Annotated in this window: 12 protein-coding genes and 1 tRNA gene; 8 read left to right on the top strand and 5 right to left on the bottom strand. The window is 43.8% G+C overall.

The genetic code is table 11. The features are described 5' to 3' along the window. The first annotated feature begins 3 nt into the window (after window positions 1-3). Window positions 4-552: a hypothetical protein gene (locus H6849_00145; protein ID USO01467.1), complete on the top strand. Its 549-nt coding sequence runs from the start codon at window positions 4-6 to the stop codon at window positions 550-552. 86 nt (window positions 553-638) lie between these two features. Here H6849_00145 and H6849_00140 read toward each other — a convergent pair whose 3' ends face one another. The 3 genes from H6849_00140 to hemB all read right to left on the bottom strand — a co-directional run bounded on the left by H6849_00140 (window position 639) and on the right by hemB (window position 3,613). After that, the gene (locus H6849_00140; protein USO01466.1) at window positions 639-1,295 is read right to left on the bottom strand and encodes a porin family protein; all 657 of its coding nucleotides are present in this window, start codon (window positions 1,293-1,295) and stop codon (window positions 639-641) included. 557 nt (window positions 1,296-1,852) lie between these two features. Then, window positions 1,853-2,497, bottom strand: coding sequence for a porin family protein (locus tag H6849_00135; protein ID USO01465.1), 645 nt, complete (start codon window positions 2,495-2,497; stop codon window positions 1,853-1,855). A gap of 132 nt (window positions 2,498-2,629) precedes the next feature. Then, a complete protein-coding gene (gene hemB / locus H6849_00130; GenBank protein USO01464.1) occupies window positions 2,630-3,613 on the bottom strand; it encodes a porphobilinogen synthase in 984 nt (327 codons plus the stop codon). 157 nt (window positions 3,614-3,770) lie between these two features. Between hemB and H6849_00125 the strand changes: the two genes are divergently transcribed. After that, the gene (locus H6849_00125; protein ID USO01463.1) at window positions 3,771-5,114 is read left to right on the top strand and encodes an MFS transporter; all 1,344 of its coding nucleotides are present in this window, start codon (window positions 3,771-3,773) and stop codon (window positions 5,112-5,114) included. Window positions 5,115-5,239: 125 nt separating this feature from the next. Here the strand turns inward: H6849_00125 and H6849_00120 are convergent, their stop codons facing one another. Beyond that, complete coding sequence (locus H6849_00120; protein ID USO01462.1) at window positions 5,240-6,025, bottom strand: glycosyltransferase family 2 protein; 786 nt, start codon at window positions 6,023-6,025, stop codon at window positions 5,240-5,242. Window positions 6,026-6,090: 65 nt separating this feature from the next. Then, window positions 6,091-6,165 (bottom strand) — tRNA-Val (locus H6849_00115). Between the two features lie 131 nt (window positions 6,166-6,296). On the opposite strand from H6849_00115, the gene H6849_00110 reads away from it, so the two are divergent. From H6849_00110 to H6849_00085, 6 genes are all read left to right on the top strand, one after another. Further along, on the top strand, window positions 6,297-9,722 hold the full coding sequence (locus tag H6849_00110) for an acyl-[ACP]--phospholipid O-acyltransferase (protein USO01879.1): 3,426 nt from the start codon (window positions 6,297-6,299) through the stop codon (window positions 9,720-9,722). Window positions 9,723-9,801: 79 nt separating this feature from the next. Continuing rightward, a complete protein-coding gene (locus tag H6849_00105; GenBank protein ID USO01461.1) occupies window positions 9,802-10,356 on the top strand; it encodes an NADH-quinone oxidoreductase subunit J in 555 nt (184 codons plus the stop codon). Then, window positions 10,356-10,670: an NADH-quinone oxidoreductase subunit K gene (locus tag H6849_00100; GenBank protein ID USO01460.1), complete on the top strand. Its 315-nt coding sequence runs from the start codon at window positions 10,356-10,358 to the stop codon at window positions 10,668-10,670. Before H6849_00105 ends, H6849_00100 begins: the two co-directional genes overlap by 1 nt. After that, window positions 10,670-12,595 (top strand): NADH-quinone oxidoreductase subunit L, encoded by a 1,926-nt coding sequence (locus H6849_00095; protein ID USO01459.1) that lies wholly within the window; start codon window positions 10,670-10,672, stop codon window positions 12,593-12,595. The genes H6849_00100 and H6849_00095 overlap by 1 nt, the downstream gene beginning before the upstream one ends. Beyond that, complete coding sequence (locus tag H6849_00090; GenBank protein ID USO01458.1) at window positions 12,595-14,133, top strand: NADH-quinone oxidoreductase subunit M; 1,539 nt, start codon at window positions 12,595-12,597, stop codon at window positions 14,131-14,133. The genes H6849_00095 and H6849_00090 overlap by 1 nt, the downstream gene beginning before the upstream one ends. After that, window positions 14,130-15,584: a hypothetical protein gene (locus tag H6849_00085; protein USO01457.1), complete on the top strand. Its 1,455-nt coding sequence runs from the start codon at window positions 14,130-14,132 to the stop codon at window positions 15,582-15,584. Before H6849_00090 ends, H6849_00085 begins: the two co-directional genes overlap by 4 nt. Window positions 15,585-15,796: the final 212 nt, after the last annotated feature.

The raw sequence follows: 15,796 nt of genomic DNA, 5'->3' as shown, positions 1-15,796 counted from the left end.
AAAATGGCTGCTCTCAATTTTTCCCATTTGTTGAAGCTTTCAGAGCTTGTCCCGGGAATTTTTACCCTTGTGCAAAAAAGTGAAGGCACAAAGTCGGCTCCCCAGATTCTTAATAAAATTGTGGACGTGGCGTGTCAAATATCTGGAAAGCATGATTTTGAAAGTATGGTTGCAACGTTGAAAGAGAAACCGGAACTTCTTCTGGAGTTTCATCGGGAAATTCTTCATCTTGAACGTGACACGCTCTCAGCTGAAATTGAGGATCGCCGCCATGCCAGGGACCGCGATGCTGAGATTATTGCATCAGGCCAAAAGAATAAGCGTGCAGATGTGATGATTCTTCTGGCAGTTCTGGGGCTTGTCACCTGTTTGCTTACACTTGGATTGTATCGTGATTGTCTTCCTGGTGAAGCAATAGGGATCATCTCCACTGTTTCAGGGATATTTGGCGCGTGCCTGAAGGATGCTTTTGCCTTTGAGTTTGGTTCATCACGTGGAGTTCGTGATAAAAACCTTCTGAGTATTCTCAATCATATTAATAACAAAAAATAATTTTTTTGCCGTGCGTCTATGTAAAAACCCCCAAAAGGGGGCTTTTACATAGACCTAAGCACATATTTAAGCAATTATTTTTTTACTTAGAATGCAAAGTTTATACGCACACGGGTGTCGAATGTCCGTGGCTCAAATATTGTTTGGGAAGAGGTACCACCTTTAGTGTTTTTCTTGGTTTTGTTTGTAAGTCCATAGCGAAACTCAAGTCCAGCGGTCAACCTACTTGTTACCTTGTAATCGGCACCAACCAGCGGCCCATAAGAAATTTTTAGGCTATCTCCTTTTGTTACTCCTGCAGAGTCACTATAACGGAGGCCCATTTTTGCAAAACTCAAGAAAGGCCCTGTATAAATAATAAAATTATCAAAATTGTAACCAGCTTTGCCGGAAAAACCAATTTCATATTTACGGTGTGCCTTAACGTGGGTGCTGACAGAATTGTTTCCTGATTTATAAACCCAACTGTGGTTTTTACTGCCCATAAAATCAACGTTTACATTCATTTCACCAGCAAGTAACATTTTGTTACTAAATGTAGAAATATATCCCGCTTGAAGGCCGGCGGTTAATTGCTTTGATGCAAATGATTTTGTGTTGCGGACGCCTGTATTTATAAGGGATGTTCCAACCTTAGTTTTTGTATGCAAATACCCGAAATTAACACCGGAGTATGTGCCGTTAAAAACCTCTGCCGAGAGTGATGTAAAAGCGCAAAAAGTTACTAAAAATATTTTTTTCATAGAAATTCCCAAAAATTATTCTTTGGAAAATCTAACATGTTTTTTCCCTAAATGGGTTTAATATCAAACCTTTGGATATCGTTCCCACGGGACAGTTGCGAAGATATCACAGCTTGCGTGCGTTACGATTCGCTTCGCGGGTTCCTATTCTTAGCAGGATCTGTACGTGGCAGTGCGTGTATTTCTTCATCCACGCGAGGGAAAGGTAAGATTTTAGACGCAAGCCCTCAGACAGAGTCTTCGAATACTTTTTTGTAGGGCCTGTGACACGATTAACAGGAGGGAATTAGACAGAAATGTTAAGGTGCAAAGGAGTCCTAAAAATGCTCTTTTTACAGAAATTCTCAGCCGTATTTTTGTAAAAATCTATTATACTTTCCTATCGTCTATCATCCTATTTTCCGTTTTTCCGTGACACAGATTTGGTATGGAGTTTTCTCAACAATTGTGGGGCATACCAAACAGTTCCGACGATGCACTTTATTATATGTGTGTGTGTAAATAAAAAAGAGGCTGGATTTCTCCAGCCCCTCTGCAATACATAAATAAAGGTAGTATTAGAATGCGTAGTTCAAGCGAACAGCAGCATCATAGCCCTTTGTCTTGATTGTGATTGCGTCTTTTTTGTATTTTTTTCTACCTTCGATGCTGTAGCGCCCTTCAAGACCAACAGAAAGTGTGTCGCTAACAGAATAGGCAACACCAAGAAGAGGACCATATGCAAATGTTGTCACATTCTTGGAGATTAATTCCTTTCGAACTACGTTACCAAGGGTGATTTCTGATGAAGCCTTAACTTTGTAATTTTCCATACCAACGAAAGCACCTACGTAACCAATTGTGCAACCAAAGTTATAACCAGCACGAGCGGAGATAGCTGCCTTGTAACCCATTTTAGAACTTGCAGCTCCCACTATTGTTGCTGCACCCAAAGTCCCTTTGGAAGTCTTTTTAGACTTGGACGGAGCAAATCCAAAATCAAGTTCTGCACCAAGATACATTTTGTTGTCAAGTGTGTGACCATATCCAACTTGAGCACCAAAAGAAGGGGATGCCTTGGAAAGAGATAGCTCTGCATCATCTTGGATAAGTTTTTGTGAACGCTGTGTCATACCAGCGTTGATACCCGCATACGCCCCGTGAAAGGTGTTCGCAGCAACGGGAAGAGTTGCCAATAGAGCAATAGATAGTAACTTTTTCATAATTTGTAACCTATAATTTATTGTTAAACATCGAGTGAAAACTACGACTAAAAACATTTACAGTCAATAAAAATAGCTACTAAGTAAAAAATTCCTACTCACTGAGAGTGACAAAAAAGCAACACTCCCGTTTTATGTATTAAGAATACGAGCGGCTTCACATGCGCCATACGTCAGAATAGCTTGTGCTCCTGCGCGTTTGATGGATGTGAGTGTTTCTATAAGAGCAGCACCAAAGTCTAAAAATCCTGCCTCATGCGCGCTGATAAGCATCGCATATTCCCCACTTACGTGATAACCAAATACAGGCAGTTTTTGTGTTAGTGTCAGGTTCTGTATGATGTCTTGGTAAAGCGTAGCCGGCTTTACCATGAGAAAGTCAGCGCCTTCGCGTGCGTCTTGGTTGGCCTCAAGTAAAGCCTCCTTCCTACGGTCAGGGGACATCTGGTAGGTTTTTTTATCAGCGACCCCCAGGCATCCCTTGGATCCCACAGCTTCACGAAATGGCCCATAAAGCGATGATGCATATTTGGCCGTGTAGGCAAGAATCATGGTGTTGGAAAATTTTTTACTGTCAAGAGCTTCACGAATGGCACCAATGCGCCCATCCATCATATCCGAAGGTGCAACAATGTCGCTGCCAGCTTGTGCAAGGACAATGCTCATTTGCTGCAGAGCCGCTACTGTTTCATCGTTGAGAATTTCACCCTTTTTCACAAGACCATCCTGTCCGTGGGAAGTATAAGGATCAAGGGCTACATCGGTTATGACGCCTAGCTGATCTGTGGTTTTTTTAATAATACTTATTGCCTGGGGAATAAGACCTTCGGGATTGCAGGCGTATGAGCCTGTTTCATCGCGCTTGCTTTTATCGACCATGGGGAACAGTGCTACAGCCTTTATCCCGAGAGACGACACCTCTCGAATCAGTGCGGGAAGTTCCTTTAGGGTATAGCGGCGATTGGCCCCCAGACCAGGAATGCTTGGTGCAATATGATCATCACGAATAAAAATAGGATAGATAAGATCAGCAGGACGCAAAGAAACTTCTTGTAAAATTTCACGAATCCAAGGGGATTGTCGTGCGCGACGGAGCCGCAGATGAGGAAAAAACATTGATTTTGCTTTATAATATCCCTCAATTTGGAGAAAAAAATAAACATAATCAAGATTTTTCTTGTCTTAATAGAGCGATCAAATGGAACATGCCGTGAGAGTGACTTGCGAGAGAGACAACTGGTGATATAATGGCCCGAAATCAACTCTCTTCGTGATGACGATAAAACAAACAAAAAACAGATGTACACGAAGCAGCCAGGGTTTTTCCTCGGCCTTACCTAAACAAACCTTACGTATCTATCGTTTTTGGCGCTTGCGCATACTATCGTCAGTGGTTTTTGGGTATGCGACATACTATATCGTGCGTGCCAACTTTGCCATTGCAATGCCAAGTCTTGTCGAAGAAGGATATAGCAAAGCCCAGCTTGGCGACATGCTTTTTTGGTGGTCTCTCGTTTATGGGGTTGGAAAAGTGGTAAATGGGTACTGGAGTGACCGATCGAACGCACGCTATTTTATGGGTTTAGGGCTTCTGGGGGCAGGACTTATGTCTGTCGGGATTGCACTCACAACAGGAACATTTTTTCTTATTAGTTGCTTACTTATCAGCAGTTGGTTTCAGTCAATGGGATGGCCTGCTTCTGCCCGGATGCTTACCCATTGGTTTGCCCGCAAGGAGCTCGGCATCAAGTGGGCACTGGGTGCTTGCTCTCATCAAGTGGGCGCAGCTTTTATTATGATTGTGGGTGCATACTTAGTGCAAAATTATGGCTGGCGATCAGCCTTTCTGGTCCCTGGTGTTCTTGCGATTGCTGTGAGTTTTTATTTGCTTGCGTGTCTGCGGGATAACCCTACAGAAGTGAATCTTCCGACGGTCGAAGTCTACAAAAATGATTACTCTGATGTTACATCCAATACATTCCATGGTGAATCCGGAGAGCGTCCCAATCAAAAAGAAATCTGGAAAATGGTTTTTGCGAATAAAATGATCTGGTATGTCTGCTTTGCTAATATGTTTTTGTATATTGTGCGAATGGGAGTTTTGCAGTGGGCACCAACGTTTCTCAAAGAATTCAAAGGGGTCAATTTGTTGGAAGCAGGACATCAAGCGGCGGGCTATGAGTTGGCGGGATTGATGGGTGGCCTAGTGGCGGGGTGGCTTTCAGATACCTATTTTAAGGGACAACGAGGACCTGTTGCTACCGTGTATATGGTTGCTTTGATGCTTGCAATGCTTGCTTTTTGGCAAACGCCTCCTGGTTACTATTATGTGGATATGGTGACGCTTGCGTGTGTAGGTTTTTTTGTTTATGGCCCTCAAATTTTAGCGGGGGTTGCTTCCGCCGATTTTGCAAGTAAGCACGCTGTAGGAACTGCTAATGGCCTTGTCGGTGCCTTTGCATCGTTAGGATCGGCGCTATCGGGTGCTGTTGTGGGTCGGATAAGTGATACGTATGGCTGGAATGGTGGATTTATTTTCTTTATTTCTGCTGCAGCTTTGGGTGCTGTTGCTTTTGGGCTTACGGGTTGGGAATTGCGTCGCACGCTCACGCAGTAGAGCGACAGAGTTTTTTGCCAAAAAAACAGCACCCACCAATACACCTCATAAACGACACATTGAACATAACTAAGGAGCCGGTGAGGTTTTGTATTATGGTTCATGGCATGGGAAACGCTGTATAATCAGGTGTTCTGATGCATATGTGTTTTTTCATAGAGTTTTGCTAGCCGCAGATAGCGACTGAATGCATAGTTCATGGCATGAATGAACCCGATGGTTCCTAGTTTCCAGCGCCCTTTAAGAAGGTAGCTTTGCCAGAAACTCAACGAAAATTCGGTTATCAAGCGCCATTTGGTTATGTGTCGGCCACGCTGATGCAGGTCATCGGCTTGCATCGTGCTATATGCGTTGAGCTTATCAATGCGATGTGTCAGTGATTTTATGGACTCATGGTATATGCGATGGTGAAGATGTGTGACTGTTGTGCCAACAGCCATTGATACTCTATCATGAATAGAATGGTTGCTGTAGCGGCCTTTTTCTTTATTGTAAAGACGTACAGGTGCATATGAGGGTGTTTTTTCAAAAAAGTGGGTACCGTATATGCGGTCATGGATATTGAGCGCATACCCATCGGCAGCGGGGATTGGCTCCCAAAGAGAAACTATTTCATCCTGCAGAGCAGAACTAATGCGCTCATCAGCGTCAATATTTAAAATCCATTGATTAGTGGCGTGATCTTCGGCAAACCGTTTCTGTGGACCATACCCCGTCCACGGATTCATCATGACCTTGGCGCCTAGCTTCTCGGCAATTTCACACGTGCGATCATTGCTGCCAGAATCAATAACAAGAATTTCATCAACCCACCCAACCACACTAAGGATTGCTCCTTGTATGCGGGCCTCTTCATTGCTGGTAATGATGGTTACAGTAATGGGAAGGGATTTTGAATATTTGTCTAACATTGGCAATGTGAGGATAATAAGGTATCTTAATGTCGCTCAAAACACATGTGGCGTCACGAAAAAAATGGTGGGCGTAGCTGGGATTGAACCAGCGACCCCTACGATGTCAACGTAGTGCTCTCCCACTGAGCTATACGCCCATTTTACAAACGTTATAGCGAAGACCTTGGGGACTCGCAAGAAAAAAGTACACAGGCGGTGTTTCCGGTCTGTTTATTGTCATGTCTCTTTTTTGGTGGTAGGGTGTGCGAAATTTAGCCAACCTATTACGATGGCCTCTCAATGGAAACTTCTTGGTACGAAAAGGTTTTTACCACTTTTTGTCGTACAGTTTTTGGGTGCACTTAACGATAACATTATCCGGAATTCACTTTCTATTCTTGTGACGTACAAACTTGCGATTCAACAAGGTATTGATCCAACGATATATGTTAATATTATTGGCGGTGCGTTTGTTGTTCCATACGTGTTCTTTTCGGCCACTGCAGGGTATCTAGCTGATCATGTTGAGAAATCGCGTATTATTCGTGCGATCAAGTTTGCGGAAATTCTTTTTGCCGTAATGGCGTCTTATTTTTTTGCGGTTGAAAATATTAATGGGCTTGTGTTTGTTTTGTGTTTGTTTGGGCTTCATAGCACCTTTTTTGGTCCTGTGAAGTTTAGTATTCTGCCCGATCACTTAAGAGAGTCTGAGCTTATTGGTGGGAATGCGCTTGTGGAGATGGGAACTTTTGTGGGTATTGTCGTCGGAACAGTGCTGGCGGGTCTATCTACAACTAGTACCTTGGGGACAACGCTTGTATCGGTATTGTTGATTACTGTGGCGATTGTTGGGTATGTAGCCTCATTGTATGTTCCAAAATCCTCGTTAGTTGAGCCTTCAGAAAAACTGTCATTCAATATTTTTGCACACACACGTCAAGCATGGGGCTTTTTGTGGCAACGCAAGATGATTTTACGTGCTGTGATGGGTATTTCCTGGTTTTGGTTTGTGGGGGCAATTTTGTTGACACAGCTCACCGTATTTTCACAGCGGGTGATTGGGGGAAATGAACATGTGCTTACCTTGTTTCTGACAACCTGTTCCTTGGGAATTGGTGCAGGATCTTTGGTTTGTCATCGGTTGGTTAAGGGGCGCGTTGATCAAACCTTTGTGCCCTTAGCATGCCTGGGTATGTCGCTGTTTGGCTTTGACTTGGTGATGGCCGCAAATAACATTCCTTTGCTTTCGAGTGAGCTACTAACGTTAGAGACATTTCTGAGTATGTTTAACGGATGGCGACTACTGCTTGATATGTTGCTGGTTTCTATGTGCAGTGGTGTATTTATCGTTCCTCTGTATGCATTTGTCCAGTCTCGAGCGTTGCCCAGTCAGCGGTCTCGTATTATTGCGGCTAACAATATTATGAATGGTCTCTTTATGATCCTGGCTGCAGTAATGGCAGGTGCCTTTGCGGCACTTGGGTTTTCAACAGTGGATGTGTACTTTGTGCTTGCTATTTTAAACCTTGTGATTGCAGCTTACACGACGAAACTGCTTCCCAAAGCTTTGATTCGATCAATTTTGCGTTCTCTTTTTGATGTTTTGTTTCGTACAAAAATAGAGGGGTTTGAAAATTTTCTGAATGTTAAGAGCAGAGCCGTTATTGTGTCAAACCACCAATCGTACTTGGATGGAATTATTTTTTGGGTGTATTTTGGTGATTCTTTGATCTTTGCTGTAAATACTATTATTGCCCGGAATCCCATTATATCCTGGTTTTTGGACATGGCTGATTGTTACTTAATCGACGCTAGCAATCCTATGACTGTTAAAACCCTGATTCAACAGGTGAAGAATGGCAAAAAATTAGTGATTTTTCCGGAGGGGCGACTCACGCTTACAGGCGCATTGATGAAAGTCTATACGGGTCCCGGTATGATTGCCGATCATGCGCAGGCGGCCATCATTCCTGTTAGCCTTAATGGCCTCCAGTATACCCCTTTTGCCATGCTGAAAGGTGTTTTGCCCCAACGTTGGTTTCCGAAGATTCGTATCACTATTAAAGAACCTGTCGAATTAAATATCCCTCACGACTACGATACCAAAACCCGTCGTGAGCTTATCAATATGCGGTTATATGACATCATGAGTGAGGTTGTATATATTTCGCGAGATATTCACCACACGCTTTTCACCGGGGTGCTAAATGCCCAAAGTCTTTTTGGAAAAAATAAAAAAATACTTGAAGATGCCAGCCGTAAGCCTATCAGTTATAGCCGGTTGGTCCGCAGTAGTTTTGTTTTGGGCGAGGTCTTTCGATCCTTCACAAAGTGCGGTGAAAATGTGGGTATTTTAATGCCTAATGTTATCCCAGCTGCTGCAACTTTTTATGGTCTTCAGGCAATTGCACGGGTACCTGCGATGCTTAATTTTTCAGCGGGACCAGGGACTGTTGTTTCCTGCTGTAAAATTTCAAACATTACCCACGTGATTACATCGCGAAAATTTGTTGAGGCAGCAAAGCTTGGGCCAACTGTTGGTGCCCTTACAGATGCTGGGTTAGTGCTCCATTTTCTTGAAGATCTTACGGCAGAAATGAGTCTTCGTCATAAATTGACCGGTCTTATGAAAAGCTTCTTTCCCCGCATTGGAACTTGGCTCAGTGATGGTGATGCTGACCCTCACGATCCTGCTGTAATTCTTTTTACTTCAGGTTCGGAAAATTTTCCTAAGGGCGTTGTGTTGAGTCATTTGAATGTTAATGCAAATCGTGCGCAAATGCTGTCACGTATTGATTTCACCCCGGCTGATCGCTTTTTTAATGCACTACCAGTATTTCACTCATTCGGACTTGTTGCCGGAATGTTGCTTCCACTTTCGTGTGGTATTCGGACATTCTTGTATTCATCTCCTCTTCATTACCGTATCATTCCTGAGCTTATTTATGACATTGATGCAACGGTTATGTTTGGGACGAATACATTTCTATCAGGGTACGCGCAGCAAGCGCATCCCTATGATTTTTATAGTGTGCGGTATATTTTTGCAGGTGCAGAAAAACTGCATGAAGATGTGCGCCGTACGTATGCGGAGCGTTTTGGCGTAAGGGTTTTGGAAGGATATGGGACTACAGAAACCTCTCCTGTGCTGACGTTTAACACCCCCATGCATAACAAACCGGGATCCGTCGGTCGGTTTTTGCCTGGGATTGCTCATACGCTTGAAAAAGTTCCTGGAATAAAAAATGCAGGCCGCCTGCATGTGAAAAGTGCTAATGTGATGTTAGGGTATTATCTTATTGGTAATCCCGGAAAGATTATCCCTCCCAAAGATGGTTGGTATGATACGGGAGATATTGTCTCTGTGGATAACGAAGGGTTTGTGTCAATTAAAGGGCGTGCAAAGCGTTTTGCAAAAGTAGGGGGGGAAATGATTTCTCTTACGGCTGTTGAGGAAGTAATGGCTAAGCTGTGGTCCGATACATTGAGTGCTGTGGTTGCGCGTCCAGACCCAGTCCGTGGCGAGCAAATTATTGCAATCACGGTGTACAAGGATGCCACCTTACGGGAACTTGGCGCCTTTATTCGCGCACGTGGTTATGGAGAAATTTACATTCCTCGGGATTTAAAAATTGTTGATGAGCTGCCACTGTTGGGATCTGGAAAAATTGATTATGTGGCTTTGAATGCAAAATATTCACCTATCCCTGGATAAAGCGTTAGGGGCGTTGTGAACAGGTCTGGCTTTCCCTGATGATTTTGGTATAATCAGCCTAATTAAGGGATGTTTGTGTGTGTTAATTTTCCTGACGTGTGGGTGTATCTTTCTGTTTGCGTTTCTAACGATTGCGCTTCGTAACCCCATTTATAACGTGCTGTGTTTAGTGCTCAGTTTCTTTACAAGCGCTGCTTTAATGATTATGACGGGGCTTGAGGTCTTAGGCCTTATTCTCATGATTGTTTACGTAGGCGCAATTGCTATCCTTTTTATTTTTATGATTATGATGTTTCCGCACCAACAGGGCAGATCTTCTGCGTTGAGTTGGTGGCACATTATGGGTGTTGTGGCCTTGTTAGGAGTGTGTGTGTATGCAGTTCTGCGTGTGTCACCGTTAGATCTCTTTTTGACTTCAGAGCTTACTGTGTATGAACTTGCTCACAGTCTTTATGAAAATAGTGCCTTTGGCGTGTTACTTATGGGAATGATTTTGTTTGTGGCAATGATGGTTGTGATTGGCCTTACAACGCTTGGTGATTATGCAAAGAATCCAGATGTTTCAGATAATGACGTCCTCTTACCGCAGCGCCCACGAAAGGTAAAAATCCCACCCCATAGCGGAGTCTCCTGATGCCCACAATGACTATAGCCTCTATCATTATTCTTACTTCTGTGGGCGTTTTTATTCTTGGTGCTGTTGGGTTGTTTCGCGGCCGTGGTAGTTTTATCAGCACATTGATTGCTATTGAGCTCTTGTTTTTGTCTGTTTCACTCATGCTGGTATCCGGATGGTTAATATGGCAAACAGCCCAAATCCCCGTGTTTTCTCTTTTTGTTCTGGGTCTTTCGGGGGCGGAAGTGGCAGTGGGTCTTGCGCTAGTATTTGGTTGTTTTAAAAGTCGCAATGAAGATGGGTTCTTAACGCTAAGGAACTTGAGGGAATAATGATTTTTTCTGTTCTTATATTTCCGCTGTTAAGTTTTCTCTGGTGCGCGTTTTTGGGGCGCCGGTATACGCCCTCTGTGAATGCGTGGGGCGCTGTTGGTGGGATGGTGCTGTCCGCATTTTTTGCCGGAGTGATGCTGGAAAACATCCTTGGTGGCCGTGTGAGTGATGTATATGAGGGAGCTGTGTGGCTTTCTGTGAGCGGCACAGCCTGTCGGTGGTCTTTTGCAGCAACACCTCTTGTGGGTGCGATGACTGTATTGGTGACGTTTGTTTCCACCTGTGTGCATATTTATGCTGCTGTGTATATGCGTAAAGATGTACGGCTTTCGCTCTTTATGGGATATCTCAGTTTTTTCACAGTTATGATGGTTCTTTTGGTAACCAGTGGCAATCTTTTGAACATGTTCGTGGGATGGGAAGGGGTTGGCTTGGCGTCATATTTGCTGATTGGATTCTGGTACGAACGCCCGAGAGCCGCCAATGCGGCTCAAAAAGCCTTTATCATGAATCGTATTGGCGATATGGGATTTGTGATTGCCATGGTGTTAATTTTTGCAACATTTCAGACGCTTGACTTCAAAGAGATTTCAGGAATTCTCGTGGCACCAGTACCAGAACCTTCTTTTCTCAAGGCACACGAATGTTATATCGGTGGTGTGTCAATTTTTGATGCAATTGTGCTGGGGCTTATTTTGGCCGCTTCGGGAAAGTCTGCGCAGTTTTTTTTGCACACGTGGCTTCCTGATGCCATGGAAGGGCCAACACCAGTCTCTGCATTGTTGCATTCGGCAACTATGGTCACGGCGGGTGTGTACCTTTTATTGCGAATGGAAAATATCCTTCTGCAGAGCTCCTTATCTGGGGTTTTTTTACCGGCATTAGGAATAATAACCGCTTTCTATGGTGGGTGCGTTGCCATAACAGCACACGACATTAAGCGTATTATTGCATACTCTACCTGCAGTCAACTTGGCCTTATGCTTATGCTTATTGGTCTAGGAAGTCCTGTTGCATCCTTTTATCATTTGCTTACGCATGCGTTTTTTAAGAGTCTTCTGTTTCTTGTTGCGGGTAGCGTTATCCAAAGCCTTTCCGGTGAACAGGATATTCGCAATATGGGAGGACTGTGGAAATGCATACCGCTGAGTTTTACGCTCATGCTTGTGGGGGTTTTGGCTCTTATAGGGATTCCACCCTTATCAGGGGCATTTTCCAAAATGCTCATGCTGAATGCTGTTGCACACTATGACTATATGCACCAAACATACTATTCTTATGCATTTATTGGTGCATCTGGAATCACAGCAGTGTATGGCGTTCGCCTTATTGTTCGTGTTTTCTTTGGCTCATTGCGGGTCAAAGACGCTGTTGCCCAGCGAATCAAGGAACCAAGCAAGGCGATGTGTATTCCGATGATTGTTCTTGCTGGGCTAGCTATAGGCCTTGGAGGCTTTTTATACCCTGGTATGCTGAACGATCACATGCGGTTGTTTGCCCGCCCCCCTGTTTTTGTTGAAAATTTTGATGCAACGAGTCTCTGTTTTTGGGGGAAAATCGCCCCCCTCGTTGCTGGGGTAGGGACCGCGCTATTTTTTCTTATGGGTTCCTTTTTTCAAGGATTATTATATGTACTTGTTAAGCCTGTGCATACGTACTTTTCCCGTGATGGTTATGTTGGTGAACTTCATGGATATGTTGTTCGGGGATATAGATCTCTGGGGCGAACATTTTATCATTTGTATGATGAGGGGATGACGCACAGGAGGTTCTTGGATAGGATTATATGCTATGTCACACAACTGAGCCTGTTTGTTCGTAGAATTCATAACGGCGACGTGCGACGTTATATTTTTGTTCTGTTGTTGGTGCTGTTGTGCGCCGTTGTGATGGGGCAGATCTACTATCGTAAAGAGGTGCTATAGTGGCACAGATTCCTATACTGACATCTATTATTTTTATGCTTTTTTTGGGTGTTGTCGTCACGCTTTTGATTCGTGCAGATGATCTTTTCGTTGTGAACCGAAATAGTCGCCATGTGGGAATATTTGCCTCTGTTACTACACTTATCATGTCCTTGTTTTTACTTCGTGTGTCATGGACCGGAGCCACATTCATCCCTCAACGGGAAGTTTGGTCAATGGGGAATTTCTCACACATAACAATTGTTTTGGGTGTGGATCAACTTTCGATTGTAATGCTTATTTTATCGAGTTTTTTGTTTTTCATTATTCATATTTCGGATGGGATAAAACCTACACGTCACCGGGAATATATTGTGGCTCTTTTGCTGACTCAAGCGATTGTTACGGGGTTTTGGTGTGTGCAAAATATGCTGATGTTTTATATTTTGTTTGAAATGGTTTTAATCCCACTTTTTTATATGATTGGCATATGGGGTGGTGAAAAGCGCTATGATGCGGCATTTAAGTTTATACTTGTGACAGCGGCTGGCTCTTTTTTATTCCTTTTCAGCTTGCTAATTATCTATAAGACTTATGGAACGTTTGATTTTTCAGAACTTCATTTGCGTATGCAAAACATCCCCCCCCACCCCCTTGTTTGGTGGGGAATGATGGCAGCTTTTGCCATTAAAACACCCATGCTTTTCGTCCATGCCTGGTTGCCACGTGCCCACGTAGAGGCGCCAACATCAGCTTCTATGATTCTCGCGGGTATTCTTCTGAAGTTTGGTGTTTATGGTATGATGCGTTGCTTGGTCCATCTTATGCCGGACATGACAGCCCATTATGCCGAAGTTTTTCGTATCCTCAGTGTGGCGGCGCTCGTGTACGCGAGTGCCGCAGCTTTTGTGCAAGCGGATATGAAGCGCATGATTGCCTATGCATCAGTTGCCCACATGGGGGTTGTTACGCTTGGAATTTTTAGTCTTACGTCCTTAGGCTTTCAGGGTGCATTTTTCCAAATGGTGAGTCATGGGATCGTTTCATCGGCCTTGTTTTACTGTCTTGGATTACTGCACACTGTCACTGGAACACGTAATCTTACAGAAGTCAGTGGTCTGGGGGAAAAAAATCCAGTGCTTATAGGGTGTTTGGGTGTATTTGTATTTGCTCTGATTGGGCTTCCAGGAACATCAGGCTTTATTGGAGAAATACTGGTTTTTTTGGGTATCCCTTCTGGAAACATCGGTGTGTTGGTGGTGGCTGTCAGTGGTCTTGTTCTTTCTAGCGCCTATGGTTTGCGGTTAATAGCCCACCTTGGTTTTGGCCCATACAGGGTACCTGAATCAGCACGTCTTTGTGTGTTGGGTCCGGAGGAGAAATTTACCCTTGCCTGTTTTGTCGCAGTAATTGTGTGGCTGGGTATTTTTCCTGAACATTTGCGGGGGTATGCGCAACCTGCACTAGAGGCAATCGTTCCTATTGCACGTCAGATTTCTATAGGAAGACCCCTTGATAATCCTTCGTCACAGCCAATGATTGAAGAGGTGCTTCTATGATTTTGTATGCAAAACTGATTGATAGCGTTTTTATGTTTCTGATTCCTCTGTGGGTTCTTGGGAGGTCACTGGTACTAAAGCGTCCTAATCTAGAAAGGCTGGTGTTCGGGCTTGTGATTTTTTATGGCATTAGTTTGCTGCTTGATACAGCAGCCCTCCATTGGGGGGAAGAGACTCATCTGCTTGGTGGTGTTTTGTGGGTGAATGGAGGGGTGCTCATTTTCCATATGATTATGAAACTTCTCTTTATTCTGACTATTATTATTTTCTATCATACTGAAAATCGACGGGCTCCGCGCAGTCTTGTAATGACACTTTTGACTGTGGCTTTTGCTGGCTATTATACAATCGCGATGACTGATAACCTCCCGATTGCTGGGATGGCCATTGCCTTGGTATCTTTGTGTAATTATGGCCTAATAGTCTATGGTGATGATGAAAAAATAAGCTTTGAGGCAGCAACAAAGTATTTTGTGCAAACGGGCGTTGCCTTGGCTATTTTTTTGCTGGGGTGTGCTTTTCTCGCGTATGCGCAAGGAAATCTTTCATTGCTCGCGCTCATGAATATAACGGATACACCGCCAGTTGGTTTTTTAGGTATGGCTTTTGTTTTCACAGCTCTCGCGTTTTGGATAGGATTAGCCCCGGTGCATTTTTGGATGCTTGATGTATACGAAGCGGCCTCCCTACCCGTAGTGAGTCTTTTTGCGGGGGTTAGTAAGGTTGCATTCTTGGCCTTTTTCGTGCGGGTTCTGGATGTGTGTTGCGGCGATATGCGTCTGTTTGGTGGCTCTTTTGTGCTGGTACTTGCGCTAAAAAGTATTGTGTGGGGGGGGCTTAGTGCCCTGACACAGAGAAAATCCATGCGTTTTTTAGCAAGCTCATCAGTTACACAGCTGGGGTTTATGATGTGTACACTTGTGTCGGTTGGGAAGCTATCACAGGCGATTCATGTGCAGGGTGCGTTCTTTTACGTGATTAGCTATGCTCTTACCACTGGTGGTGTTTTAATTATTCTTGCCTTTTTGCAGCGTTATAAGGTTTCATATGCATTGCTCTCAGATCTTGTTGGTCTTTCGTATTCGCTGCCATTTTTGAGCTTTTTCATGACCGTTTTTTTGCTGTCACTGGCTGGCTTTCCTCCATTTATAGGATTTTTTGCCAAGATTGAGGCCTTGCGCGTTATGCTTCAGCTTTCTTCATGGGGTTCCTTGAGTGTTGTTTATGCTGGCATGCTTTTGAGTTTAGGCTACTACCTGGTGATTATCAAGAAAATATACTTTGAGTCGCCAACAAACAATGCTGGAAATTGGTTGAACGTTCAGCGGGTGCGCTCAACGTCTCTTCTTGTTGTGGTGATGGCTATAGGTTTAGTTGTTTTTGGATATCTATTCCTTGCGGAGGTGGTTCACAGACCGTTCGACTTAGCGCGGTTGCCTAAAATTCCCTGACAATGGTGCTTCGTATAATGGCATGCAGTTGTTATACAGAGGCAACAGATGAGGGGGGTATCCTATCATAGTGTGTGTTTGTATTTGGGGGTTGAGGAGTTCTGTCAGCCGTAAGTCTTAGGGAAAGACACTTATTAAAAGATTGAAGATTTTCTTAAGATGTATATAGTGTCGGCATCTGGTGACCTGTTTTTTTCACTTTTGACTTTAGA

Source organism: Alphaproteobacteria bacterium, assembly GCA_023898725.1.
In the GTDB taxonomy this organism is placed as follows: domain Bacteria; phylum Pseudomonadota; class Alphaproteobacteria; order JAUHZC01; family JAUHZC01.
The sequence above is the reverse complement of the archived record's forward strand: the minus strand, read 5'-3'. Positions and strand labels throughout refer to the sequence as shown.